Source organism: Aminobacter sp. LjRoot7, from assembly GCF_964252895.1.
Taxonomy (GTDB): domain Bacteria; phylum Pseudomonadota; class Alphaproteobacteria; order Rhizobiales; family Rhizobiaceae; genus Aminobacter; species Aminobacter aminovorans_B.
In genome coordinates this window covers 134625-160270 of record NZ_CAXUPX020000011.1, presented here as the reverse complement: position 1 = coordinate 160270, position 25646 = coordinate 134625, and the positions used below count along the sequence as shown (strand labels likewise).

Annotated in this window: 22 protein-coding genes; 9 read left to right on the top strand and 13 right to left on the bottom strand. The window is 63.9% G+C overall.

Features of this window, described 5'->3' with window-relative positions; translation table 11 throughout:
• Complete coding sequence (locus ACSQ3E_RS25665; RefSeq protein ID WP_310323863.1) at nucleotides 1-1032, bottom strand: trans-3-hydroxy-L-proline dehydratase; 1032 nt, start codon at nucleotides 1030-1032, stop codon at nucleotides 1-3.
• A gap of 242 nt (nucleotides 1033-1274) precedes the next feature.
• On the opposite strand from ACSQ3E_RS25665, the gene ACSQ3E_RS25660 reads away from it, so the two are divergent.
• Nucleotides 1275-1949 (top strand): GntR family transcriptional regulator, encoded by a 675-nt coding sequence (locus ACSQ3E_RS25660; protein ID WP_310323861.1) that lies wholly within the window; start codon nucleotides 1275-1277, stop codon nucleotides 1947-1949.
• A gap of 70 nt (nucleotides 1950-2019) precedes the next feature.
• Here the strand turns inward: ACSQ3E_RS25660 and ACSQ3E_RS25655 are convergent, their stop codons facing one another.
• Nucleotides 2020-2502, bottom strand: coding sequence for an Lrp/AsnC family transcriptional regulator (locus ACSQ3E_RS25655; protein WP_310323858.1), 483 nt, complete (start codon nucleotides 2500-2502; stop codon nucleotides 2020-2022).
• Nucleotides 2503-2598: 96 nt separating this feature from the next.
• Between ACSQ3E_RS25655 and ACSQ3E_RS25650 the strand changes: the two genes are divergently transcribed.
• Both ACSQ3E_RS25650 and ACSQ3E_RS25645 read left to right on the top strand, forming a co-directional pair.
• Nucleotides 2599-4080 (top strand): aminotransferase class V-fold PLP-dependent enzyme, encoded by a 1482-nt coding sequence (locus ACSQ3E_RS25650; RefSeq protein WP_436124815.1) that lies wholly within the window; start codon nucleotides 2599-2601, stop codon nucleotides 4078-4080.
• 3 nt (nucleotides 4081-4083) lie between these two features.
• Nucleotides 4084-4962 (top strand): MBL fold metallo-hydrolase, encoded by an 879-nt coding sequence (locus ACSQ3E_RS25645; protein ID WP_310323854.1) that lies wholly within the window; start codon nucleotides 4084-4086, stop codon nucleotides 4960-4962.
• Between the two features lie 45 nt (nucleotides 4963-5007).
• Here the strand turns inward: ACSQ3E_RS25645 and ACSQ3E_RS25640 are convergent, their stop codons facing one another.
• The 3 genes from ACSQ3E_RS25640 to ACSQ3E_RS25630 are packed head-to-tail and all read right to left on the bottom strand — an operon-like array spanning nucleotide 5008 to nucleotide 9546.
• Nucleotides 5008-5916: a DMT family transporter gene (locus ACSQ3E_RS25640; RefSeq protein ID WP_436124814.1), complete on the bottom strand. Its 909-nt coding sequence runs from the start codon at nucleotides 5914-5916 to the stop codon at nucleotides 5008-5010.
• Nucleotides 5900-8305, bottom strand: coding sequence for a PIG-L family deacetylase (locus ACSQ3E_RS25635; RefSeq protein WP_436124813.1), 2406 nt, complete (start codon nucleotides 8303-8305; stop codon nucleotides 5900-5902). The genes ACSQ3E_RS25640 and ACSQ3E_RS25635 overlap by 17 nt, the downstream gene beginning before the upstream one ends.
• Before the next feature lie 26 nt (nucleotides 8306-8331).
• Nucleotides 8332-9546 (bottom strand): ROK family protein, encoded by a 1215-nt coding sequence (locus ACSQ3E_RS25630; protein ID WP_436124812.1) that lies wholly within the window; start codon nucleotides 9544-9546, stop codon nucleotides 8332-8334.
• Nucleotides 9547-9844: 298 nt separating this feature from the next.
• Here ACSQ3E_RS25630 and ACSQ3E_RS25625 point away from each other — a divergent pair, with 298 nt between their 5' ends.
• From ACSQ3E_RS25625 to ACSQ3E_RS25600, 6 genes are read left to right on the top strand one after another with little or no spacing between them, the layout of a single operon-like run.
• Nucleotides 9845-11101 (top strand): extracellular solute-binding protein, encoded by a 1257-nt coding sequence (locus ACSQ3E_RS25625; RefSeq protein WP_067967706.1) that lies wholly within the window; start codon nucleotides 9845-9847, stop codon nucleotides 11099-11101.
• A gap of 18 nt (nucleotides 11102-11119) precedes the next feature.
• On the top strand, nucleotides 11120-12058 hold the full coding sequence (locus ACSQ3E_RS25620) for a carbohydrate ABC transporter permease (RefSeq protein ID WP_436124868.1): 939 nt from the start codon (nucleotides 11120-11122) through the stop codon (nucleotides 12056-12058).
• Nucleotides 12055-12906 carry a carbohydrate ABC transporter permease gene (locus ACSQ3E_RS25615; RefSeq protein ID WP_436124811.1) on the top strand — a complete coding sequence of 284 codons (852 nt, stop codon included), beginning with the start codon at nucleotides 12055-12057 and terminating at the stop codon, nucleotides 12904-12906. The genes ACSQ3E_RS25620 and ACSQ3E_RS25615 overlap by 4 nt, the downstream gene beginning before the upstream one ends.
• A gap of 3 nt (nucleotides 12907-12909) precedes the next feature.
• On the top strand, nucleotides 12910-14424 hold the full coding sequence (gene argH / locus ACSQ3E_RS25610) for an argininosuccinate lyase (RefSeq protein ID WP_436124810.1): 1515 nt from the start codon (nucleotides 12910-12912) through the stop codon (nucleotides 14422-14424).
• Nucleotides 14424-15461, top strand: coding sequence for an ABC transporter ATP-binding protein (locus ACSQ3E_RS25605; RefSeq protein ID WP_154384300.1), 1038 nt, complete (start codon nucleotides 14424-14426; stop codon nucleotides 15459-15461). Before argH ends, ACSQ3E_RS25605 begins: the two co-directional genes overlap by 1 nt.
• Nucleotides 15458-16372, top strand: coding sequence for a carbohydrate kinase family protein (locus ACSQ3E_RS25600; RefSeq protein ID WP_436124809.1), 915 nt, complete (start codon nucleotides 15458-15460; stop codon nucleotides 16370-16372). The genes ACSQ3E_RS25605 and ACSQ3E_RS25600 overlap by 4 nt, the downstream gene beginning before the upstream one ends.
• Nucleotides 16373-16408: 36 nt before the next feature.
• On the opposite strand, the gene pcaF is transcribed toward ACSQ3E_RS25600, so the two are convergent.
• The 8 genes from pcaF to ACSQ3E_RS25560 are packed head-to-tail and all read right to left on the bottom strand — an operon-like array spanning nucleotide 16409 to nucleotide 25557.
• The gene (gene pcaF, locus ACSQ3E_RS25595; RefSeq protein ID WP_436124808.1) at nucleotides 16409-17611 is read right to left on the bottom strand and encodes a 3-oxoadipyl-CoA thiolase; all 1203 of its coding nucleotides are present in this window, start codon (nucleotides 17609-17611) and stop codon (nucleotides 16409-16411) included.
• Nucleotides 17608-19587 carry a 3-hydroxyacyl-CoA dehydrogenase NAD-binding domain-containing protein gene (locus ACSQ3E_RS25590; RefSeq protein WP_436124807.1) on the bottom strand — a complete coding sequence of 660 codons (1980 nt, stop codon included), beginning with the start codon at nucleotides 19585-19587 and terminating at the stop codon, nucleotides 17608-17610. Before ACSQ3E_RS25590 ends, pcaF begins: the two co-directional genes overlap by 4 nt.
• 6 nt (nucleotides 19588-19593) lie before the next feature.
• The gene (locus tag ACSQ3E_RS25585) at nucleotides 19594-19989 is read right to left on the bottom strand and encodes a RidA family protein (protein WP_436124806.1); all 396 of its coding nucleotides are present in this window, start codon (nucleotides 19987-19989) and stop codon (nucleotides 19594-19596) included.
• Nucleotides 19982-20398 (bottom strand): acyl-CoA thioesterase, encoded by a 417-nt coding sequence (locus ACSQ3E_RS25580; RefSeq protein ID WP_436124805.1) that lies wholly within the window; start codon nucleotides 20396-20398, stop codon nucleotides 19982-19984. Before ACSQ3E_RS25580 ends, ACSQ3E_RS25585 begins: the two co-directional genes overlap by 8 nt.
• A 10-nt stretch (nucleotides 20399-20408) precedes the next feature.
• Nucleotides 20409-21602, bottom strand: a complete 1194-nt coding sequence (locus tag ACSQ3E_RS25575) for an acyl-CoA dehydrogenase family protein (protein ID WP_436124804.1) — start codon at nucleotides 21600-21602, stop codon at nucleotides 20409-20411.
• Between the two features lie 3 nt (nucleotides 21603-21605).
• Nucleotides 21606-22448: an enoyl-CoA hydratase family protein gene (locus tag ACSQ3E_RS25570; protein WP_436124803.1), complete on the bottom strand. Its 843-nt coding sequence runs from the start codon at nucleotides 22446-22448 to the stop codon at nucleotides 21606-21608.
• 2 nt (nucleotides 22449-22450) lie between these two features.
• Complete coding sequence (locus tag ACSQ3E_RS25565; RefSeq protein ID WP_436124802.1) at nucleotides 22451-23227, bottom strand: SDR family NAD(P)-dependent oxidoreductase; 777 nt, start codon at nucleotides 23225-23227, stop codon at nucleotides 22451-22453.
• Nucleotides 23228-23229: 2 nt separating this feature from the next.
• Entirely contained in the window at nucleotides 23230-25557 is a 2328-nt protein-coding gene (locus ACSQ3E_RS25560; protein ID WP_436124801.1) for a bifunctional salicylyl-CoA 5-hydroxylase/oxidoreductase, read from the bottom strand.
• Between the last annotated feature and the right edge of the window lie 89 nt (nucleotides 25558-25646).

Genomic DNA, 25646 nt, shown 5'->3' with positions numbered 1-25646 from the left:
CTACTGCCGGCGCGGCCAGGTATCGGCGAGCCGGTAACCGGCCGGCCAGGGATCGTCCGGGTCCAGCATCACCTGATGGGTGCCGGTGATCCAGGCGCGGCCCGAGATTTCCGGAACGATCGCCGGCCGGCCGGCGACGGTTGTTTCAGCGAGGATGCGGCAGTCGAAGGTCGAGTCGATGATCGAATGCCCGCTGAAGCGCTGGCCGATCTTCATCAGCCCGCGTGCGTGCAGCACGGCCATGCGTGCCGAGCAGCCGGTGCCGGTCGGCGAGCGGTCGAGCTTGGCGGGCTGGATGACGACGGTGTTGCGGCCATGCAGGACACCGTCCCTTTGCTCGACCGGAAGCGCCAGCTGGCAGAATGAGATGTGGTCCCACTCGGGGTTCTCGGGATGCGAGAAGCCGAGCTGTTCATTGGCGGCGCGGGTGATCCTGATGCCGGTTTCGGCCAGCTCGCGCGCCTCGTCGGGCGTGACGGAAAAGCCCAGCGCCTTGGCATCGGCAATGACGAAGCTGTCGCCACCATAAGCCGTGTCGACGGTCAGCGTGCCCAGGCCCTCGACTTCAAGCTTTGCGTCCAGCCTGTCGGCGAAGGACGGTACGTTGGTGACGGTGATCCGCTCAGCCTTGCCATTGCGGCAAGAGGCGACGACGTCGACAAGACCGCCCGGCGCCTCAAGGACAAATCGCGTTTCCGGCTCCTGCATTGGCACGATGCCGCTGTCGAGCAGCACGGTCGAAACGCAGATCGAATTGGAGCCCGACATCGGCGGGGTGTCTTCAGGCTCCATGATGATGAAGCCCATCGCGGCACGCGGGTCCTTCGGCGGCACCAAAAGATTGATGTGGCGGAACACCCCGCCGCGCGGCTCGTTGAGCACGAAATTGCGCAGCGTCTTGTCCTCGGCAATGAAACGCCGCTGCTCCCACAATGTATTGCCCGGCGGTGGCGCGACACCACCGACGATGACGTCTCCGACCTCGCCTTCGGCGTGGCAGGAAACGATGTGGATCACCTTGCTTGTGCGCATCCTTCGCCTCCTCGCGAATTCGCTTCGTTCCTCGCACCGGTCCTCGCACCGGTACGATGCCGGGCCTCTCGCATCGTGCCTCGGCCCTGCGAGTTTGGCATCCATAGAAAAATAGGATCCAATATACAATCTGGAATATGCAATTGTGTGGGAAGAAAATGCTGGGCATGTTGCCCCCTGCTGCCACGGCACCTATCACCGAGCCTTGGCCGTTTGCCGCAATCCTGCAAGGTTGGACCGCAATGAAACTGGAGACCGTCGATATCAGGCAAGCCGCATCGGCGGCCGATATCGTCTACGAGGCGCTGCGCAAGGCGATCATCGAGGGCGAACTTGCCGAGGGCGAGAACCTCAGGCAGGACCAGATCGCCTCGCTGTTCAACACCAGCCGCATCCCGGTACGCGAGGCGCTGTCGCGGCTCGAGCAGAACGGCCTGATCACCACCCAACGCTACAAGGGTGCGGTCGTCGCCGGCCTGTCGATCGAGGAGATCGAAGAGATCTTCGAGTTCCGCGCGCTCATCGAGGCCGAGGTCATCCGGCTTGCAGTGCCGAACATGAACACAAAAACGCTCGACGCCGCCCGGCGGCATTGCGAGGCGTTCGGCGGCGAAGCCAATTCGGCCAAGTGGGGCGAGATCAACCGCAACTTCCACTACAGCCTCTACGAGGCGGCGCGGCGGCCCTATTATCTGCAGATCGTGCGCGCCTCGCTCGACCGTATCGACCGTTACCTGCGCGCGCAGCTGACATTGACCGACGGCATGAACCGAGCCCGGCGCGAACACCAGGGCATCCTCGACGCCTGCATCGAGGGCAATACCGACAAGGCTGCCGAACTCACCCGCGACCACATCCTCGGCGCTGGCCGCGCATTGATGACGTTCCTTGAAGAAACGCGCGCCCGCAACGAGTGAAGAAGCGCGCAATCCGCCTTCTGCTCATCGGTCGCACAGACCATGATCGACGCGCTGGCTTGAGCGGAAATCAGCGAAGGCGGGCCAGGTCCGCTGCGCGGTTTTCGATGATCGCTTCCATGGAAAAGAAACCGGTCACCGTCGCCAGGTCGAAGTTGGTGATCAGCTTCTGGTAGAAGGCGTCGTAGCCCGACATGCCTCTGGTCACGACCTTGATCAGATAGTCCCAATCGCCGCCGATACGGTAGAAGTCGGTTACCTCGGGCATGCGTTCGACATGCTTGCGGAAATTGTCCGCCCACTCCTTGGAGTGATGGCGGGTGCGGATCATCACGAACACCGTCAGGTCGTAGCCGAGTGCCGCAAGGTCGATGTCGGCATGGGTGCCGCGGATCAGGCCTGATGCGTTGAGCCGCTGCAGGCGGCGCCAGCAGGCGTTTTGCGATAGGCCGACGCGCTCGGCCAGGTCGCGCTGCGAGATCGCACCATCCTTTTGCAGGCATGCCAGAATCTTGTGGTCGATTTCGTCGATTTTTTCCATTGAAACGATCATATGACCCAACTCGGTTGCAAAGTCGCGCGAAAACGATGAGGTTTCACCTCTCGTATCCGATTAGAATCGCCTCCAGTTGGTTGCGGGAGAGATTCAATGGACACCGAGCGCTGCGAAAAGCCTGGCGGCACCGGCTTGCTGGACAAGTTCAAGGAGTGCCTTGCCGTTCGTGACGTCGTCGCGGAGCTGCGGAGCGGCCTTGTCGGCAAGGATGCAAGCATCGACGGCCCGTTTGGCCCCAAGCCCATGGTCTATGCCGACTATGTCGCATCAGGCCGGGCGCTGATGCAGATCGAGCGCTTCGTCCTCGAAGAGATCTTGCCCTACTATGCCAACAGCCACACCGAGGCTTCCTACTGTGGCGGCATGATGACCCGCCTGCGCCGCGAGGCGCGTGCGGCGATCGCCGAGTGCTGCGGCGCGAGCGACAAGCATGCGGTCATCTTCGCCGGGTCGGGCGCGACGGCCGGCATCAATCGGCTGGTCAAGCTCCTGGGCGTCACTGATGCTGTTGCCGCCGGCAAGCAGGTCCGTGTCATCATCGGTCCCTACGAGCACCATTCCAACATCCTGCCCTGGCGCGAAAGCGGAGCCGAGGTGATCGAGATCGCCGAATGCGCTGCCGGTGGACCCGATCTCTCCGCACTGGACGAAGTGCTGCAATGGGAGGCCGACCTCACTGTATGCGCGTTTTCGGCTGCCTCCAACGTTACCGGCATCATTACCGATGTCGCTGCCATCACCAGGCAGGTGAAGACGGCGGGCGCCAAGATCGTCTGGGACTACGCCGGCGCGGGACCCTACATGCCGATCGCCATGTCGCCGGTATCAGGCGCCGAGATCGATGCCGTCGTCGTTTCGCCGCACAAGTTCCTCGGTGGTCCGGGCGCTTCGGGCGTGCTGATCGTCCGCCGCGATGCCGTCGTCACCGATAAGCCGTCATGGCCCGGCGGCGGCACCGTCAAATTCGTCTCGCCTGCTGGCCACGACTACAGCACCAGCCTGGAAGCGCGGGAGGAGGCGGGCACGCCCAACGTGGTCGGCGACATCCGCGCGGCCCTTGTCTTCCTGGTCAAGGAAGCGCTAGGCGTGGACGCGATGCAGGCTCGCAACGCTAAATTGACGAACCGCGCCATGGCCGCCTGGAACGGCGCCGGGAACATCGAGTTGCTCGGTGCCCTGGCACCGCAAAGGCTGCCGATCTTTTCGTTCCGCGTGAAGGATGGCAAGGGCGGCTATGTCCATCAGCAGCTGGTCACCCGCATGCTCAGCGATCGTTTCGGCATCCAGGCGCGTGGCGGCTGCGCTTGCGCCGGCCCTTATGTCCATCGCCTGCTGTCGATCGGCGAGACGGAATCTGAGCGCATGCGCCAAGCTATCCTGGCAGGCGACGAGATCAGCAAGCCAGGCTTTGTCAGGCTCAATTTCAGCGTGCTGTTGCCGGAAGAGAAAGTGCAGTTCATCCTCGATGCGGTGCTGAAGCTGGCTTCGGACGCGGTGCAGTATCAGGATCGCTACGATTTCGATGCCAGCCGTGCGATCTTCTATCCGCGCGCTGCGGAAATGGCGGAGGCTTGAGAAATGGCAAGACCCGACGTCGCCGCCTTTTTCGACCCACGCACCTGGTCGGTGCAGTATGTCGTCTCCGACCCGCGAACCCGAAAGTGCGCGATCATCGATCCGGTCCTCGACTTCGACGAGAAATCGGGTGCGACGGCGACCGTCAACGCCGACAAGCTGCTGGACCATGTTCGCGAACAGGATCTGGAGATCCAGTGGATCCTCGACACCCACCCGCACGCCGACCACTTCTCGGCAGCTTCCTATCTGAAAGCAAAGACCGGTGCGCCGACGGCGATCGGGGCGCGCATCGTCGACGTGCAGAAGCTGTGGGCCGGCATCTACAACTGGCCTGAACTCCGCACTGACGGCTCGCAATGGGACCGCCTGTTCGACAAGGGCGACACCTTCGAGATCGGCGACATCAAGACGGGTGTGATGTTCTCGCCCGGCCACACGCTGGCATCCGTCACCTATGTCGTCGGCGATTCAGCTTTCGTCCACGATACCGTGTTCATGCCCGACAGCGGTACAGCGCGTACCGATTTCCCTGGCGGCAGCGCCAATGCGTTGTGGTCGACGATCCAGGACATCATGGCGCTGCCCGGCGACACCCGTATTTTCGTCGGCCATGACTACCAGCCGGGCGGGCGCACGCCTTTGTGGGAGAGCACCGTTGCCGCCCAGAAAAGCCAGAACATTCACCTGACGCGCTACGAGCGGGAAGAGGATTTCGTGGCGTTTCGCAACGGGCGCGATGCCACGCTGCCGATGCCGAAGCTGATCCTGCATGCGCTGCAGATCAACATCAATGGCGGCCGGCTTCCCGAGCCGGAAGCCAACGGCCAGCGCTATCTCAAATTCCCGCTCAATGCCCTCGACGGAGCCGCCTGGGGCTGATTTCTCCCACGTCCTGGAGCAGGACGCTCCCGGATTTGGCGAAGGTCACTTCCGCTTGGCGCGGCGTTCGAGATAGGCGGTCGTCTGCAATGCGGCGAGGATGACGATTGCGCCGATGACGATACGCTGGTCGGGCACTTCGCCGAAGAAGATGTAGCCGGCGGCGGTCGTCACGACGATCGAGAGATAGCCGATGGGCGCGAGAACGCTGGCGTCGGCAAGGCGATAGGCGCGCAGGAAGCAGTATTGACCGGCCTGCGCCAGAAGTCCGATGCCGAGCAGCGGCACCCAGTCGAAGGTCTTGACCGGCTGCCAGACAAAGATTGCCGGGACAGCGGTGATGACCGCAAGGCCGACAGTGTAGAACACCATCATCACGGTGGTGTTTTCGTCGCGCAGCATGCGTGTCTGGATGATGGCGAGCGAGCCGAAGATGACCGTGGCAAACACCGCAAGCAGGCCGAGGTTCCACTCGACGCCGCCTGGCGCCAGCATGACGAGTACGCCGGCGAAGGCGAAGGCGGCACCCACCCAGCGCAGCCGCGAAACTGTTTCGCCCAGGAAGGCGACCGCCATGGCCATGGTGACCAGCGGCCTGGAAAAGCTCAGCGCGTTGACCACCGCCAGCGGCAGCAGCGTGTAGGCCATGAACTGGCTGGTCAGCGCGATCGCGTTGCAGCTGATGCGCGAGACGTTCTTCCACGGATGCTTGGTATGCCTGATTTGACGGCGATGGCGCCAGATCAGTGGCAGGATGAACAGCAGGCCGATCAACGAGCGGATGAAAACCAGCTGAAACGCCGGATAGACCATGCCTTGCGCCTTGACGAGGGCCGTCATGCCGCCGGAGACCAGCAGCATGTCGGCGAGCACCCAAACGACGCCCTCGCGGTTGGCTTTTTGCCGCTCCTCTTCCGCCTGGAGCGGCAAGTCCTGATCAGGCTGGCTGGACAAGATTTGCCATCAGGCGGAATGCTCCCGGCACCAGCTTGTCCATCTGGTGATGCAGGACAAGGCTTGTGTGGGTGTGGCGGCCCTTGCCGATCGCAGCCGAGACCAGTGCACCCATCAGCGGCTGTTCGTTGGCGTCGTGCATGGCCAGCAGCGGTTGGTAGGCCTCGTCCCAGCGCGCGGCGAAGTAGAGCCCGCGCTCCTTGTTCCAGCCGGACCAGTCCTGCGGGCCAATGATGTTCGGCCCCTTGAGCAGGACGTGGTCCGGCACCAGCACCGTAACCTCGGCGGTCGGATCCGTTACGCGCCAGCGTAAAGACGGCGAGCCAATCTCGAGTTTCCTCGGCGGCGTCGCTAGTGGATCCCAACCGTCGGTCGGGCGGTGGTAAAGGGTGACAAGGTGGCCGCCATTTTCGACGAAGCGGTGCAGCTTCTCAGTAGCGGCGGCCAGATCCTTGCGAATGCCGAAGGCAAAGATGCCGACGACGATGTTGGTGTAGCGGCTGAGGTCTCCGGCGAGCGCCTTGGCGTCGAGTTCGGTGACGTCGAGCCCCATGCGTGACAGCCAAAGGCCGACACGGTCGGCACCTGCTCCGACATAACCGACGACAGCGCGTTGCGGCAGCTTGAGGTCGAGTGTCAGCACGCGCAGCGCTTCCGGCTGGCGATGGGTGACGCGGCCGATATGCGGATAGGCAATCGGGGTCAGCCGCAATGCCGACCTGCCGCCAACGAGCGGGGTGATGGTGGCGAGCCCGGCAACGCGTGTTTCGGGCGCGCGGATGACTTGGCCGCCTTCTGCCTGGGAAAGCGTCCAGCCGTCCTCCATTTTTAGCGAGACGGGCGCATCCTTGCCGGCGAGGACTGGCTTGATCGGCCATTCGCGCCTGGTGCCGTCGAGCGGCACGATCAGCGCTTCGGGCTCCATCACAACCGAGCTTGCCGGCAGCACGGCAAATGGCTCCTCGAGATCATAGGTGGCGCGGGCGGTATGGTCACCGAACTTCGCCGAGATGACGACATGGGCGTCGCCATTGCCGCCGAGAGCAGACCATGACGGCGGATAGAGCTTTGTGTAGGCGGCGTCGGCTGCGGCAACGATTTTCAGGCTGCGCCGGCGTCCGGGGCTGGTCTCCGCCTTGGCTGCAACAGCGTTGGGCAGGACAGCTTCGATCTCCACAGAGCGGTTGTCGCTGGCGGGGGCCAGATCGATGGTGAGCTCAGCCGTTTCGCCCGGCGACATTGTCGACGGCGACAGCGTCGCGCGATCTAAGATGCCGGCGGCTTCGATCAGGGCGGCGTCGATCTCACGTGCCTTGCGGTCGAGGCGGTGGCGATGGCGTTCGAGGAAATCGGGCGAGGCATTGTTGCGGGTAGCGGTAAGCTGGGTAGCCGCTTCGGTAAGCGCTGCAATGACCGCATCGGCGTGTGGGAAAGCTGCAATTGCCTTGTCGACGGCCGTTGCAGCGGCCTTCAGTGCCTGCGCGGCTTCATAGGAGAGGTCTCGCGACGTGGCGAGATCGGCGAGCGTTGCCGGCAGTGCGTCGAGCACCGACGTCTCGGCCTTTGTACCGTTGGCAGCCAGCAGCAGGTGCAGCGGCCAGCGGGTCTCGGGTACAGCTGGCCAGTGCCCCATGCCTTGCGAGGCGTGGTAGTAGCGCGACCATTCGCCGATGCGGTCATATTCCACGCCGGTCGCCGGTTCGCGGCCGACTGCATCCACGACGACAGTCGCGTCCGGAGGTGGCACTTCATCGTCATAGGTATCGCCGCCGCCGGACCACGCCGGCAGGTAATATTTTGCCACCTGCCAGGGGCTTATGCCTTCCTTGAAATGTTCGGGGAAAGCTTGCGGGTCGGCGGCAAGCCTGATCGCTTTTTCGGCGGCGCGGGTCATGGCGCGGTGGTGGCCATGCTGGCCGGGGACATCGAGAAAGGTCGGAATGACGATGTCGGGCCGTTCGCTGCGATAGGCGCGCACCAGCCGTTCGACAGTGCGCATCTCGCCCCAGCGGGTGAAGGTCTGGTCGCCGTCCTTGGAGAAGCCGAAATCATGCACCTCGTCATCGGGGCCATGGCCGAGCCAGACGACGTCGGCGTCGAGCTCGCGCGCGGCCTCTTCCATCTCGCGCGTGCGCATCATGCCGAGCACGCCAAGGCGCTCTGGCCCGAGTGAATTCTGGCCGCCTTCGCCACGCGTCGAGCAGGCGACGATGACACGCATGCCGAGGCCAAGGCGGAACCAGGCGAGCAGGCCGCTCTGCTCGTCGTCGGGATGGGCTCCGGTGTTCATCATGGTGACGGTGGAGCTGAGACGGCTGAGGGCACGGTGAAGCCTGAGCAGCGACGGGCTGGCCTTTTGTTTTTCAATACGTTCGCGGGCGCTCGGCAATTCAGGTCCTCCGGTATTTCAGTCTGCTATTCGGTGGGCGCGGTGGCGGCCGTTTCGAGCTTGGGGGTAACCACCTCGAACAGCGGCAGGGCGGCGGCACCGAGTGCCGCCGTGTATTGCCCGGTCTGGCCGCGCATGACGCGGGGCAGGGCGCGGGTCCGTCGGCTGGCGACCGAGATCGGCAAGGGTCCCATCCGTTCGATCAGTTCGTCGATGATCGCGTCCGGCAACACGCCGCCAAGGATCACCGTTTCGGGGTCGAGGATGTTTTCGATCATCGCGATCATTGGGGCGAGATAGGTCGCGGTTTCGTCCATCCATTCCAGCAGCACCGGGTGGCGCGTGGCATGGAGTTCGGAGAAGTCGGCGAAATCGCAGTCGGGGATGCCGGCGGCGCAAAGCTTTTCGCGCAGGGCATGAACCGAGGCGTAGCGCTCGAGGCAACCGTGCTGGCCGCATGGGCAGGCCCTGCCTCTGGGAACGACGACGACATGGCCGATTTCGCCGGCATTGCCGAAGGCACCACGAAATGGCGTTCCGTCCTGGATCATGCCGAGGCCAAGGCCGGCGCCGAAATAGACCATGCAGAAGCTGGAGATGGTGTGGCCGGCACCGAAGAAGCGTTCGCCGACAGCCGCGGCGTTGGCGTCGTTTTCCACAGTCACCGGCTCGCCGCAGGCTTCGCTGAGCAGGCTCGCGGCATCGATATTGGCCCAGCCCGGCAGCGTCGTCGGGCCGACCGAGGTCATGCCTTCGATCTCGAACGGGCCGGGCATCACCACGCCGATGCCGAGCAGCCGCGACTTGAACGTCGACCTGACCGTGTCGAGCTCGGCGCGCAGATGGGCGATGACCTGGCTTGGGCTGGTGTCGCTGACCGGCATGATTCGCCTGGAGCGCGGCTGTCCCGACAGGTCGAGCACCGTCGACACCATATGGTCGGAAGCCATCTCAATGCCCATGGTCATGGCACCATCGGGATTGACGGCGAACTGGATCGGCGGCTGGCCTCGGCCCGAGCGCAGGCGCCCGGTCTCCATCAACAGGTTTTCGCTGACCAGCTCGTCGACGATGTTGGCGATGGCCTGCGCTGTCAGATGGGTAAGCCGGGCGATGTGCATGCGCCCGAGGGCGCCGTTGCGGCGCACGACGTCGAGCACCACGCGACGGTTATGGTCGCGGCTGCGCTCGGGGTTGTTGCCCAATGTGACCTGATGTGTGCTGCCCGGCTGAAATGCCATTTCGCCCATCCTGACCTCAGTTGCAAAATTGATAACGCGGAAGCGACGTTAGCCGCAATAGATTAATTCAAGTAGATTATCTTATTGACAAATGGCCGACGAAAGGGAACCGTAAAGGGAGTGTGCGGGGAGGATCCGCAGCTCCTTGGTGTCAGTTTTGTCGGGCGTGTTCCGCCCGCGTGCGATGACCCATGAATTTAGGCGAGTGGCCCGTTTCTCGAATGCGAGGAAAATCGGGCCAAGGGGATAATGGTCGCCCGTGGTTCGGGAAATCCGATGGGCGCATTTGGAGGCTAATATGCGTAGAGCAACCTTGTTTGCCGGTTTGATCGCTGGTTTCAGCACGCTGGCTATGAACGCGGCGCAAGCCGTCGAGATCGAATATTGGCAGTATGTCTTCGACTCGCGCGTCAAGGCGATGGACCAGCTGATCGAGAATTTCGAGAAGGCCAATCCCGATATCACCGTCAAGCAGACGACCTTCCCTTATGCCGACTATCAGACGCGCGTCATCGCTGCGAAGATGGGCGGCCAGGGCCCCGATGTCATGCAGCTGTTCTACGGCTGGCTCGACAAGTTCGTTGCCGGCGGTCTGCTGCAGCCGCTGCCCACCGACGCGTTCCCGCACGACAAGATCGAAAGCGAATTCTTCCCGATCGTCAGCGCCATGAAGCGCGGCGAAGACTATTACGGCCTGCCGACCGCAGTGCGTTCGCTGGCGCTGTTCTACAACAAGAAGCTGTTCACCGAAGCTGGCCTCGATCCGGCGAACCCGCCCAAGACGCTCGACGAGTTCGTCGCTGCCGCCGAGAAGGCGACCAAGCGTGATGCCGCTGGCAACCTGATCGTTGCCGGCTCGACCCTCGACATGGCCGGCCAGGACCATCAGTGGTGGCGTGAAGTGCTGGTGCGCCAGTTCGGCGGCCAGCCTTACACCGATGGCGACCGCAAGGTGGCCTACAACACCGAAGCCGGTGAAAAGGCGCTGAAGTTCTACACCGACCTGCAGACCGAGAAGAAGATCGGCCAGGCCGGCTTCATGGATGAAGGCCAGGCAGCCTTCCGCGCCGGCATGGCGGCAATGACCATCGACGGCACCTTCCGTCTCGGCGCCTTCAAGTCTATCGAAGGCTTCGAATGGGGTGTGACCGAACTGCCGGCCAATGCCGACGGCACTCGCTCCAACTATGCCAGCTACTTCGCCAACGGCATCTCGGCGACGACCAGCGGCGAGAAGCTCGAAGCCTCGAAGAAGTTCCTGGCCTACATCTCGTCGCCCGAGGCCATGGACGTCTGGCTGAAGACTGTCGGCGAGCTGCCGGCACGCCGTTCGGCCGCCATGACCGAGGCCAACCTTGCGGATCCGGTCTACGGTCCGTTCCTCAAGGGTCTCGAATACGCCCGCACCACCATGTTCGTTGATGAGGCGGCCCAGCGCCAGACCACCATCGACATGGCCAACCGCGTGCTGCTCGAAGGCCAGTCGGTGAAGGATTCGCTCGCACAGGCCGCAGCGGCCGAGCAGGCGATCATCGACGCAGCAGCCCCGAAGTAAGGCGAAGGCTTGATGTCTGTGACAGCGGATCAACAGGGGGCGGCGCTGAGCCGCCCCGGCGCGACCTTCTGGGAACGCCGTTCCATGCGGACGAAGCGGCTGGTGTGGGTGTGGAGTTTCCTCGCTCTGCCGATCCTGTTCTATTCGGTGATCCGCTTTTACCCGACAATCGAAGCCTTCTGGCTTTCGCTGACCAACTGGGACCTATTGAAGCCGCCGCAGTTCATCGGCTTGGCCAACTACGAAAAGCTGTTCGCAGACCCGCAGTTCTGGAAGGTGTTCAAGAACACCTTCGCCTATCTGCTCGTCGGCACGCCGATCAGCCTGTTGCTGTCATTCGTCATTGCCTATCACCTCGATCGCGTGCGCTTCATGCATGGGCTGATCCGCGGTCTCTATTTCCTGCCCTACCTGACCACGGCTGCGGCCATGGCCTGGGTATGGCGCTGGTTCTTCCAGCCGGCACCGATCGGCGTGATCAACAATGCGCTCGGCACGCTTGGCATTCCCCAGCAGCCGTTCATCCGCTCGGTTGACCAAGCCTTGCCGTCGATCATGCTGACGGCGATCTGGGCCGGCCTCGGCTTCCAGATCATCATCTTCATGGCCGGCCTGCGGTCGATCCCCAACACCTTCTACGAGGCTGCGCGCATCGACGGCCTTGGCGAATGGGCGATCCTGCGCAAGATCACGCTGCCGCTGCTCAAGCCGACCACCGTGTTCCTCGTCGTGTTCTCGTCGATCGGCTTCCTGCGCATCTTCGACCAGGTCTACAACATGACCACCAACGATCCGGGCGGCCCGCTCGGTTCGACCAAGCCTCTGGTGCTGATGATCTACCAGACGGCGTTTTCGTCCTACGCGATGGGATATGCGGCGGCCCAGACGGTGGTGCTGTTCACCATCCTGCTGTTCGTGTCGCTGTTGCAGCTCTGGATCCTGAGGGAAAAGAAATGAGTGCCGTCACCCAAACGCCGGCGCTGTCCCACGCCAACGTCAAGCCCGGCCGCATCCTGACGTGGACGCTGCTGTTCATCGGCGGCCTGATCATGGTGACGCCGCTGGCCTTCATGTTCTCGACGTCGTTCAAGACAGCTGGCCAGGTCTATGACCTCAGGCTCATTCCCGCAGCGCCGACGCTCAACAACTACATCGCCATCCTGGCCGACGGGCGCTTCATGCGCTGGTTCTTCAATTCGATGTTCGTTGCCGTCATGGTGACGCTGTCGAACGTCTTCTTCGACAGCCTTGTCGGCTACACGCTTGCCAAGTTTGAATTCCGCGGCCGCTACTTCATATTCCTGGCCATCCTATCGACGCTGATGATCCCGACCGAGATGCTCGTCATCCCGTGGTACCTGATGTCGGCCAATCTCGGCTGGCTGGACAGCTACTGGGGCATCATGTTCCCCGGTATGATGACGGCCTTCGGCACCTTCCTGATGAAGCAGTTCTTCGAAGGCGTGCCCAACGACTTCCTCGAAGCAGCGCGCGTCGATGGCCTGAACGAGTTCCAGATCTTCTGGAAAGTGGCGATGCCGCTGGTGACGCCGGCTCTCTCGGCGCTCGCCATCTTCACCTTCCTCGGCAACTGGACGGCGTTCTTCTGGCCGCTGATCGTGACCACCAGCAAGGAGCTCTACACCTTGCCGGTCGGCCTATCGAGCTTCGCCGTCGAACAGTCCATCCAGTGGGAAATGATCATGACGGGTGCTGCAATTGCCACGCTGCCGACGCTGATCGTCTTCCTCGTGCTCCAGCGCTACATCGTCCGCGGCGTCATGCTCGCCGGGCTCAAGGGATAGAAAATGTCTGAACTGAACCCCAGGCTCTCCGACAAGAGCGTCTTCCCCGATCCCGTCTACAAGGAGACGGTGCTTCGGCCGCTCTTCGACGGTGCCAAGACCCACCATGTCGACGGCTTCCGCGCCATCGACCGGGCACATCTGGTGATGCTGACCGAGACTGGCATTCTCGACGCCAAGCAGGCGTCGGCTATCGCCGGTGCCCTCGAAGCCATCGACCGCGAAGTCGACCCGGAGAAGCTGGTCTACACCGGCGAGGTCGAGGACTTCTTCTTCCTCATCGAAAAGGAACTGAAGGCCCGCCTCGGTGCCGACGTCGCCGGACGCCTGCACACCTCGCGTTCGCGCAACGACATCGACCACACGCTGTTCAAGCTTGGGCTCAAGCAGCGCATCGATGCGTTGATGGTCAAGGCGCGGCATCTGCTGGCCGCGATGATCGACGCGGCCGAGCGTGAAAAGGCGACGCTGATCGTTGCCTACACGCATGGCCAGCCGGCGCAGCCCTCGACTTTCGGGCATTACCTGTCGGCTGCCATCGAGGTGCTGATCCGCGACATCGAGCGCTTCGAAGAGGCGCGCAAGATCGTCGACCTGTCGCCGATGGGGGCCGCCGCCATCACCACGTCGGGTTTCCCGATCGACCGGCAGCGTGTCGCCGATCTGCTTGGCTTTGCCTCACCTTTGCGCAATTCCTACAGCTGCATCGCGGCGTCCGATTACATCACCTCGACCTATTCGGCGATCGAGCTGATGTTCCTCCACCTCGGCCGCCTGATCCAGGACTTCCAGTTCTGGACCAGCTTCGAGGTCGGCCAGGTCTATGTGCCGAACGCCTTCGTGCAGATCTCGTCGATCATGCCGCAGAAGCGCAACCCGGTGCCGATCGAGCATATGCGCCTGCTCGCCAGCCAGACGATGGGCCGCGCCCGCACCGTGCTCGGTGTCATTCACAACACGCCGTTCACCGACATGAACGACAGCGAGGGTGAAACCCAGTCGATGGGCTATGAGGCGTTCACCGCGGCATCGCGCGTGCTCGACCTGTTGGCAGCTTTCGTCAGCGCGATCCGCATCGATCCCGAGCGCGTGGCCGAGAATATCCGCCGCTCCTGCATCACCATCACCGAGCTTGCCGACTCGCTCGTTCGTATCGAAGGCCTGTCCTTCCGCGAGGCGCACGAGATCGCGGCGACTGTCGCCAAGTCAGTGGTTGCGGCGGGCGGCGGGCTCGCCAAGGATGGCTACGCGCCGTTCCTCGAAGCCTTCAAGCATTCGACCGGACGCGAACCGAGTTTCGGCCGCGACAAGTTCGAGGAGATCGTTTCGCCTGAACATTTCGTTGCCGTGCGCGACCGCTTCGGCGGTCCGGCACCGGTGGCGATGGCCGAAGCGATCGGCGTCTACAGGAAGAAGGCAGCGGCACTGGATGCCGTTGCGCAGGAGCATGCCGGGCACGAGGCGAAAGCCGCAAAAGAACTCGGTGAGAAATTCAAGGCACTGGCAGGGGCGCTCTGATGGCGACGATCGAACTTGAAAAGCTGGTCAAGCGCTACGGCAAGGTAGACGTCGTCCAGGGCATCGACCTTGAAATCGCCGATGGCGAATTCGTGGTCTTCGTCGGGCCTTCGGGCTGCGGAAAGTCGACGACGCTGCGCATGATCGCCGGCCTCGAAGACATCTCCGGCGGCACGCTGAAGATCGGCGGCGAGGTGGTCAACGAGCGCGATCCCAAGCAGCGCAACATCGCCATGGTGTTCCAGAACTACGCCATCTACCCGCACCTGACCGTGCGCCAGAACATCGGCTTCGGTCTCTACACCTCGAAGCTGTCCAAGGCCGAGAAGGACCAGCGCATCGAAGAGGCAGGCAAGATCCTTGGCCTGGAGAAGTATCTCGACCGCCGTCCGGCGGCGTTGTCGGGCGGTCAGCGCCAGCGCGTCGCCATCGGCCGCGCCATGGTCCGCAACCCTTCGGCCTTCCTGTTCGACGAGCCCTTGTCCAACCTCGACGCCCAGCTGCGCGCCCAGATGCGCATCGAGATCAAGCGCCTGCACCAGAAGCTCAAGACGACCACCGTTTACGTCACCCACGACCAGGTCGAGGCGATGACCATGGCGGACCGCATCGTTGTCATGAAGGACGGCCACATCCTGCAGGTGGGCACGCCGACCGACCTCTATGAAAACCCGGTCGATGTCTTCACCGCCCGCTTCATCGGCAGCCCGTCGATGAACCTGGTGCCCGGACGCAAGAACGGCAAGGGAATCGAGCCCGCTGCCGGCGGCGATATCCTGATCGGCGTGCGCCCGCACGAGCTGACCGCAGCCGTCGAGAAGTCGGATGGCGGTCTGGAGCTCACCGGTACGGTGACGGCGGTCGAGCCGCTCGGACCCGAGACGCTTGTGCACCTCGATGTCGATGGCAGCGCCGTGATCGCCACCGCACCGAGCAAGTTCATTCCCGCGACGGGCAGCACGCTGACCTGCCGCGCAGCACCCGGTAGCCTTTATCTCTTCGACGCCAAGACCGAGAAGAGCCTGGGCCGGCAATGACTTCGGGAAATGCCAAGCGTCCGGCGGTGCTCAGCATCGGGCGGATTTACTGTGACCTGATTTTCACCGGCCTGGCGTCGTTGCCTGAGCCGGGGCGTGAGGTGTTTGCGCAGGACATGAAAATGGCTGCTGGCGGCGGGGCGTTCATCGCCGCCGCCCACATGGCCCATGCCGGGCGTCAGGTCGCTCTGGTGGCGCGCCTTGGCACCGACTCGCTGTCGACAGGGATCGAGGCCGAACTCGGTGCCAGCAATGTCGACCTGCGTTTCGTCGAGCATTCGCCCGGCGCGGGGCCGCAGGTCACTGTCGCCTCGGTGATCGGCAACGATCGCGCCTTCCTGTCGCGGCGCGCAGGGACCGCGCTGCCGGCTACGCTCGATGCCGCGCTCGACTGGAGCGATGCCGGCCATCTGCACATAGCCGAATATGCCACGCTGCACGAAATCCCCGACCTGGTGACCCGCGCCAAGGCGAAGGGGCTGACCGTCTCGCTTGATCCGAGTTGGGACGAGACGCTGATCTATGAGGCCGAGCTGCTGGAGCGCTGTGCCGGCGTCGACATCTTCCTGCCCAACATGGAAGAGGCGACCGCGATCACCCGGGAGAACGATCCGATCGCAGCGATCGAGATCCTGTCCAGGGACTTCCCTGTCGTTGCCCTGAAAGCGGGTGGCGAGGGCGCATGGCTGAAGGCGAGTGGCCAGTTGTTGCACCGGCGGGCGGAACAGGTTCCTGTCATCGACACGACGGGTGCAGGAGACGCCTTCAACGCTGGTTTCATCGATGCTTGGCTCTCTGGTCAGTCCGAGGACGCCTGCCTTGCCGCCGGCATCACCTATGGCAGCCTTGCCGTCCAGGCAGCAGGAGGCTCGGCGATCTTGCGCCAGCCGCTGCGTCGGGCCGCGGGCTGAAGCCACCAAGACCGGCCGAAGCGAGACGTGGTTTCGCTACGGCCGGCTGATCAAAAGCGAGATGCCCTGGCCAACGCCGATGCACATGGTGGCGAGCGCGCGGTTGGCGCCGCGCAGGTCGAGTTCCAATGCTGCGGTGAGTGCAAGACGCGCGCCCGACATACCAAGCGGGTGGCCGAGCGCGATGGCGCCGCCATTCGGATTGACGTGGCCCGCGTCGTCGGCGAGGCCAAGCTGGCGCATGCATGCCAGCGACTGTGCGGCAAAGGCTTCGTTGAGTTCGACGATGTCGATGTCGGCCATGCTCAGGCCAGCGCGCTCCAGAAGCTTTTTCGTCGAGGCGACCGGGCCGATGCCCATGATGCGTGGGGCAACGCCGGCGGTCGCCATGCCATCGACCTTGGCGAGCGGCTTGAGACCGAAGCGCTCGATGGCACGTGCCGATGCAACGATCACTGCCGCGGCCCCATCATTGACGCCTGACGCGTTGCCGGCTGTCACCGTGCCGCCATCTCGGAACGGGGCCGAAAGGCTCGCCAGCTTTTCGATCGTCGTTTCGCGCGGATGCTCGTCGTGCTCGACGACGGTCGCTTCGCCCTTGCGGCCCTTGATGGTGACAGGAGCGATCTCGCGGGCAAAACGGCCGCTCTTCTGCGTGGCGGCGGCACGAGCCTGGCTGCGCAGGGCAAAATGGTCCTGATCCTCGCGTGAAATGGAAAACTCGGCGGCGACGTTCTCGGCCGTTTCAGGCATGGAATCGATGCCGTATTGCTTTTCCATCAACGGATTGACGAAACGCCAGCCGATGGTGGTGTCGAAGATCTCGGAGCTGCGCTGGAACGCGCTCGTCGCTTTCGGCATGACAAAGGGCGCGCGCGACATGCTTTCGACGCCTCCGGCGATGATGATGTCAGCTTCACCCAGCTTGATGGCGCGCGCGGCATACCCGACGGCATCGAGACCGGAACCGCAGAGCCGGTTGATTGTCGTTCCGGCCACCGTCTCCGGCAGGCCCGAAAGCAGTGCGGCCATGCGGGCGACATTGCGGTTGTCTTCGCCGGCCTGGTTGGCGCAGCCGAGCACGACTTCGTCGATGCTGTCAGAGGGAATGCCAGGGTACCGCGCTAGTGCCTCGCGAATGGCATGGGCGGCGAGATCGTCAGGGCGCACCGAGGCAAGCGCGCCGCCATAACGGCCGATCGGGGTGCGGACGCCGCCAACGATGTATGCTTCGGTCATGGTGTCATGTCCTTGTGCGTTTCGGCTGCGAACATCGGCCCGCCCTTGTGCGCCGGAAAGCCGTAGCCATTGATCATCACCAGATCGATGTCGCTCGATCGCGCAGCGATACCCTCAGTGAGCAAGGCAGCGCCTTCGTCGGCCATGGCGCGCAGCAGTCGGTCGACGATCTCGTTGGGCGTAAAGCTGCGGGGCGAGATGTCCTTGGCCTTGCGTGCGGCGGCAATCAACGCAGTGACCTCTGGATCGACGGCCTTTTCGCCAGACGCATAGTCATACCAGCCCTTGCCGGTCTTGCGGCCGAAACGGCCCGCCTCGCAAAGCTGATCGGCGATCTCGACATAACGCGCCTGGGGATCGCGGGTCGCGGCCTGGCGCTTGCGCCTTGCCCAGGCGATCTCCAGCCCGGCCATATCGTAGACGGTGAAGATGCCCATCGGAAAGCCATAGCCTTCGAGCGCCGCGTCGACCTGTTCGGGTGCTGCACCGTCCTCGATCATGAACTCCGCCTCGCGGCGATAGGCCGAGAAGATGCGGTTGCCGATGAAACCTTCGGTCACGCCGCAGACCACCGGCAGCTTGCCCAGTTTCCTGGCGAACGCCAGCGCGGAGGCGAGCACGTCGGGCGCAGTTGCTTTACAATCAACGACCTCGACCAGGCGCATGATGTTGGCCGGCGAGAAAAAATGCAGGCCTACGACGCGCTTAGGGTGAGCCGTTGCCGCCGCGATCTCGTCGGGGTTCAGGTAGCTGGTGTTGGTGGCGAGGATCGCATCCGGCCTGACGATGCCGTCGAGGCGCCGGAACAGCTCGGTCTTGACCGCGAGATCGTCGAAGACAGCTTCGATAATGAGGTCTGCTGCGGCGAGTTTGCTGATGTTCGCAGCCACCGCCAGCCGTGCAAGGCATTCGTCGCGAGCTGTCGCCGCAAGGCGCCCCGACTGGACTGCCTTGTCGAGAATGCCTGCGATACGCTCGCGTCCCTTGGCAGCTGCGTCCTCAGTCTGCTCGATGCCGACGACGCGGTAGCCAGCTGTCAACGCTGCGACCGCGATGCCCGCGCCCATCAGGCCGGTGCCGACGATGCCGACAGTCTCGATCTTGCGTGGGGCGATGCCCTCGAGTTTGTCGACCTTGCCGGCTTGCCGTTCGGCGAAGAAGACGTGGCGCAGGGCAGCGGCCTCATTGGAATCCCGCAGGCGCAGGAAGGTCGCGCGTTCGTCGGCGAGGCCTTGCTTCAAGTCGACATTTGCGGCTGCCTTGACGAGACGGACGGCCTCGGCGGGGGCGGCCTGACCGCGCGCCTTGGAAAGTACTTTTTTCACTGCAGCGTCGACGGCCGCCGATTCCGCGGCGGGGACTTCCAACATGCCGGTGCGGCGCAGCGGCTCGCTGGCGAGATCATGGACGAGGCTCAAAGCGGCGTCGAGATGATCGGCTGATATGCCGTCAACGAGGCTAAGCGAAAGCGCTTCGCCTGATTTGACCGTGCGTCCGCTGCCGATCAGGTCGATCGCTGCGACGGTGCCGATCAGGCGCGGCAGGCGCTGTGTGCCGCCGGCACCCGGCACGATGCCCAGCTTGACCTCGGGCATGCCGAAGGTCGCCTTGTCGCTGGCGATGCGGCCATGGCAGGCAAGTGCGATTTCGCAGCCGCCGCCCAACGCGGCACCATTGATCGTAGCGACGACAGGTTTGCTGTAACTCTCGATGCGTTCGATGACCTCGGGCAGCGTCGGCTCGACCGGAGGCTTGCCGAACTCCTTGATGTCGGCGCCGCCGACAAAAGCGCGGCCGGCACCGGTGATCACGACGCCGACCACCATGACGAGGGCGGCCGCATGGTCGAGGGCCTTGACTAGCCCTTGGCGGACATGAGCCGAGATGGCGTTGACGGGCGCATTGTCGATCGTAACGACCAGCACGCCGTCGCGGATGCCACCCGTAACGCTCTCGGAAAACCGCGTTGCGCTCATTTGGCCTTACTCGGGAATGACGGCGGTGGCCTGGATCTCGATCTTGGCGCGGTCCTCGACCAGCGCCACGACCTGCATGGCGGCCATCGCCGGGAAGTGGCGGCCGATGACATCGCGATAGGCTTGGCCGAGGCCGCGCAGGTTCTCGGTGTATTCCTTCTTGTCGGTGAAGTACCAGGTCATGGTCGTGATGTGGTGCGGCTCGGCGCCGCCGGCCTTCAGCACGGTGACGACGTTTTCCAGCGTCTGGCGCACCTGGCCGACGAAGTCGTCGGTCTCGAACTGGCACTGCGCGTTCCAGCCGATCTGGCCGCCGACGAAGATGGTGCGGCCGCTGGCGGCGACGCCGTTGGCATAACCGATGGGCTTGGCCCAACCTTCGGGTTGCAGGATCTCATGCATCTGACGTCTCCAGGCGGCTTTCGAGCGCGGCACGGAGATCGTCCGGCCAGGCAAGCGATTTGTGGGTATCGAGCGAGGTGGCGACCACGCTGTGGCGAGCGCTCCAGAGCAGCGTGCCGGCGGCCGAAACCTTGTGCTCGAGATCGAGCGAGGAGCGGCCGATGCGCCGGACGAACAGCTCGAAGTCGAGCGTGTCGCCATGGAAGCCCGGATGGGCAAAGGTGAGGTCCAGTCGCACCGTCGGCGTGCCGATGCGGCGTTGGGCGATCAGGCCTTTCCAAGGCGCGCCGGCATCGCCGAAGAATTCCTCCAAGACGCCGACGAGGATGTTCAGGTAGGACGGGAAATAGGCAATCCCGGAGGGGTCGCAGTCTCCGAAACGCAGCGGCCGTGAGGTGCGGAAGGGCACGTCAGCACTCCTACCTTGCGGCCTTCATCAGCTCGCGGCCGATGATCAGCTTCTGCACTTCGGTGGCGCCTTCATAGATGCGTAGTGCACGGATCTCGCGATAGAGGCGCTCGGTGATCTCACCGACGCGCACGCCGCGGCCGCCGAACAGCTGCAGTGCCTGGTCGATGACCCACTGGGCGTTCTCGGTCGCCGTCATCTTGGCCATGGCGGCCTCGCGGGTGATAGGCAGCTTTTGCACGTCGCGCCGCCAGGCGGTGCGCACGGTCAGTAGCGAGGCTGCATCGATGGCAGTCGCCATCTCGCCCAGCGTGCTCTGGGCGGTCGGCAGGTCGGCCAGCGTCGCCCCGAACATTTTGCGCGACTTGGCGTGTGCCACAGCTTCGTCGAGCGCGCGACGGGCAAAGCCGAGGGCTGCGGCGGCCACCGACGGCCGGAAAATGTCGAGCGTGCGCATGGCAATCTTGAAGCCTTCGCCCGGTTCGCCCAACAGGTGGGATGCCGGGATGCGGCAATTGTCGAACCTGACGCGTGCCAGGGGATGCGGGGCGATCGTCTCGATGCGCTCGGCGATCGAAAAGCCCGGCGTGTCGGCATAGACGACGAAGGCCGAAATACCGCGTGTGCCCAGCGCCTCGCCGGTGCGGGCAAAGACAGTGTAGACGTCGGCGATGCCGCCATTGGAGATGAAGACCTTCTCGCCGTCGAGCACGTAGGTGTCGCCGTCACGGCGTGCGGCGGTCGACATTGCGGCAACATCGGACCCGGCCTCCGGCTCGGTCAGCGCGAAGGCCGAGATCAGTTGGCCTCGGGCGATCTTCGGCAAGATGGCCTGCTTGAGTTCATCCGAACCGGACAGGCTGATCGCGCCGGTGCCAAGGCCCTGCATGGCGAAGGCGAAGTCGGCGAGACCGTCGGCATAGGCCAGTGTCTCGCGGATCAGGCAGAGCGAGCGGCTGTCGATCATGTCCGACGCGCCGCCGAAGGCAGCCGGCACGCAGTGGCGCAGAATACCAGCCTGGCCAAGCGCCGCCACGAGCTTCTTGCAGGCGCCGTCGGCGTTGCCATGGTCGATCTCGCCCAGCCCGCCGCTGGCGATGAAGGCGTCGAGTTCAGCTGCCAATGCGCGATGGCTTTCGGCGAAGAACGGCCAGTCGAGATGGTCGCGAGCCGGCGCACTGGTCGGCATCAAATGCGCGGCCATGGCTCAGTTTCCCTTGAATTCGGGCTTGGCCTTGGCGGCGAAAGCCTCGAAGGCGCGGCGGAAGTCGCCTGTCGCCATGCAGATCGCCTGCGCCTGCGCTTCGGATTCGATCAGCTGGTCGATGCCCATCGCCCATTCCTGGTCGAGCATCTTCTTGGTCATGGCATGCGCAAACCAGGGACCGTCGGCCAGGTTGCGGGCGAATTTCTGAGCCTCGGCGAGCAGTGTGCCACGCTCATGCAGCGCGTTGTAGAAGCCCCAGGCATGGCCCTCGGCCGAGGTCATGACGCGGCCGGTAAAAAGAAGTTCTGCGGCGCGGCCCTGGCCGATGATGCGTGGAAGGATGCCGCAAGCGCCCATGTCAGCTCCGGCCAGGCCGACGCGGGTGAACAGGAAGGCGGTCTTCGCGTCCGGCGTGGCGACGCGGTAGTCGGACGACATGGCGATGATGGCGCCTGCGCCGGCGCAGATGCCGTCGACGGCGGAGATGATCGGCTGCGGGCAGGCACGCATCTGGCGCACCAGATCGCCGGTGAGGCGGGTGAAGTCGAGCAGGTCATGCATCGGCATGCGGGTCAGCGGCTCGATGATCTCGAACACGTCGCCGCCCGAGCAGAAATTGTTCTCGGCACCCGCGATGACGATGGCGCGCACGTCGCTGGCCCGGTGCAGGGAGCGGAACAGGTTGCCGAGCTCCTCATAGCTCTCGAAGGTCAGCGGGTTCTTCTTCTCGGGGCGGTTGAGCGTGATGGTCGCGACCTTGCCGTCGGCATCGGTCTCAAACTTGAAGTGCTGCGCCTGATGGCCCTGGAAGGGACGCTTCTTGTCCTGCATCGGGTTGGTCATGGTCATCCTCCCAGAACTTCGCCGCCGGCGATGGGGATCGCCTGGCCTGTGATTGCGGTCGCCTTTTCCGAGGCGAGCCAGAGCACGGTGTCGGCCACCTCCTCAGGCGTCACCAGCCGCCCTTGCGGATTGGCGCGGGCGAGCGTGGCGCGGGCCTCTTCGGCCGAGCGGCCGGTCTTGCCGGTGATGGTTTCCACGGCACCGTCGAGCAGCGGCGTGTCGGTGAAGCCGGGGCAAACCGCGTTGACGGTCACGTCAGCGCGGGCAAGCTCAAGCGCCAGAGCGCGCGTCATGCCGACCACGCCATGCTTTGAGGCGCAATAGGCGGAGACGTAGGCATAGCCGGTCAGGCCGGCGGTGCTGGCGACATTGACGATGCGGCCCTTGCCGGCGCGCTTGACCGAAGCAAGCGCTGCCTGTGTGACCAGGAACGCGCCGGTGAGATTGATGCCGATCACCCGGTTCCACAATGCCAAGTCGGTCTTGTCGAACGGTGCCGACGGCGCTTCCCCGGCGCAGTTGACCAGCACGGCGATGTCGCCTGCCTGGGCAATCGCGTTGGCGATGCCTGCCTCGACCGAATGCGCATCAGTGACGTCGAAGCCGTCAAACACAATGGCCTTGCCGCCCACCTTGGCGATCTCGTCGCGCACCGCCTCGAGCGGCGCGGCACGCCGTCCGCACAGGCTGACGCTGTGGCCGTTGGCTGCCAGCGCAAGAGCAATGGCCTTACCGATCCCGCTTCCGGCGCCGGTGACGAGGGCGTGACGTTTGGCCATGCTCATGCCTTGCCCGTGGGTGCCGCCGCTGCTGCGCGGGCGAGGTTGTTCACATATTGGGCGCGGGCCGAATGATACTGCTTCGGCCAGGCCTGTTCGGCATAGCCGATCTTCGCTGCCTCATGCATGACGAAAGATGGGTCGGCGAGGTGCGGGCGGGCGACGGCGCAGAGATCGGCGCGGCCGGCGGCGATGATCGAATTGGCGTGATCGGCTTCCGAGATCGCGCCTACGGCAATTGTCGGCACCTGGATCTCGTTGCGGATCTTGTCGGAGAACGGCGTCTGGAACAGACGGCCATAGACCGGCTGCTCTTCCTTCACCACCTGGCCGGACGAGCAGTCGATCATGTCTGCGCCGGCGTCCTTGAACATCCTGGCGAAGATCGCCGCGTCTTCCGGCGTGTTGCCGCCTTCGTACCAGTCATGGGTGGAGAGACGCACCGAAATCGGCTTGTCTTCAGGCCATGCAGCGCGCACGGCGCGGAACACTTCGAGCGGATAGCGGGCGCGGTTTTCGTGGCTGCCGCCATATTCGTCGTCGCGCAGATTGGTCAGCGGCGACAGGAAGGAGGACAGCAGGTAACCGTGGGCGGCGTGCAGCTCGAGGATGTCGAAGCCGAGGTCGCGGGCGCGCTCGGTGGCGCTGACAAAGTCGGCCAGCACGCGGACCATGTCCTCGCGCGTCATGGCGCGTGGCATGTCCGAATGCTTGAGATAGGGCAGGGCGGAGGCCGAGATCAGCGGCCAGCCGCCTGAGGTGACCGGCTGGTCGATGCCTTCCCAGGCAACCTTGGTCGCACCCTTGCGGCCGGCATGGCCGATCTGGATGCCGATCTTGGCCTGGGTCTGGTTATGGACGAAGTCGACCATGCGCTTGAAGGCTTGCGCCTGCTCGTCGTTCCACAGACCGAGGCAGCCTGGCGTGATGCGCGCGTCTGGCGACACGCAGGTCATCTCCGGGAAGACGAGTGCTGCGCCGCCCATGGCGCGCGCGCCGATATGGACGAGATGGAAATCGTCCGGCACACCGTCGGTCGCCGAATACATCGCCATCGGCGACATGACGATGCGGTTCTTCAGCGTCAGCCCGCGGATTGAAAACGGCGTGAACATCGGCGGCGGTACTGAGCCGTTGGGGGCAGGCGACACGCCGGCGCGCTCGGCGAACCAGCGTTCGAAACCTTCCAGCCAATCCTTGTCGCGCAGGCGCAGATTCTCATGGCTGATGCGCTGCGAGCGGGTCAGCATCGAGTACATGAACTGCTCGGGTTCGAGCGTGTCGGCATAGCGCGTACCCACGACCTCGAACCATTCCATGGCGTTGCGCGCCGCATTCTGGATGCGGGCGACGTCGACGCGGCGCACTTCTTCATAGGCCGACAGCACGGCCGGGATGCTGGCCTTGTCATGGCCAATGAGGTCGAACTGGCGGGTCAGCTCGATGGCGTCATCAATGGCGAGCTTGGTGCCCGAGCCGATGGCGAAATGTGCGGTGTGGGCGCTGTCGCCCATCAAGACGACGTGGCTTTGGCCGTTGAAGTGGCTCCACTTGTCGCAGATTAGTCGGCCGAAATTCAGCCAGGCCGAGCCGCGCAGATGGCGCGCATTGGTCATCAGCTTGTGGCCTTCAAGCGTGCCGGCAAACAGCTTCTCGCAAAACGCGATGGACTGATCCTGGTCCATCTCGTCGATACCATGCGCCTTGAACACCTCGTCGGTGGTCTCGACGATAAAGGTCGAGGTGTTGTCGTCGAAACGGTAGATGTGTGCCTGGAACCAGCCGTGCTCGGTGCGCTGGAAATCAAAGGTGAAAGCATCGAAACGCTTGTCGGTGCCGAGCCAGATGTAGCGGTTCGGCCGCATCACCATGTCGGGCTTGAAGATGTCGGCATATTTGTGCCGGATGCGCGAATTGACGCCGTCGGAGGAGATGATCAGGTCGGCGTCGGGGAAGTCCTGGTCGCCCTGCACGTCGGTCTCGAACACCAGCTCTACGCCGAGCTCGATGCAGCGCTCCTGCAGGATGTTCAGCATCTTCTTGCGGCCGATGCCGACGAAGCCGTGGCCGGTGGTGCGGATCTTGCGACCCTTGAACACCAGCTCGATGTCGTCCCAGTGATTGAACGCGTCCTCGATGGTCTCGGCGGTCGCCGGATCCCATTGGCGCATCGACTGCATCGTGGCGTCGGAAAAGACCACGCCCCAGCCGAAGGTGTCGAAGGGACGGTTACGCTCGACGACGGTGACCTGATGCTCGGGATGCTGCTTCTTCATCAGCAGGGCAAAGTAGAGACCGGCCGGTCCGCCACCGATACAGACAATGCGCATACCGTCCTCCTCCTGAAGCCGTTCGGTCAGGTGGACATGCGTGCCCGACCCTGACCATGGAGGTACCATGGACGCATTCCAAAAAAACT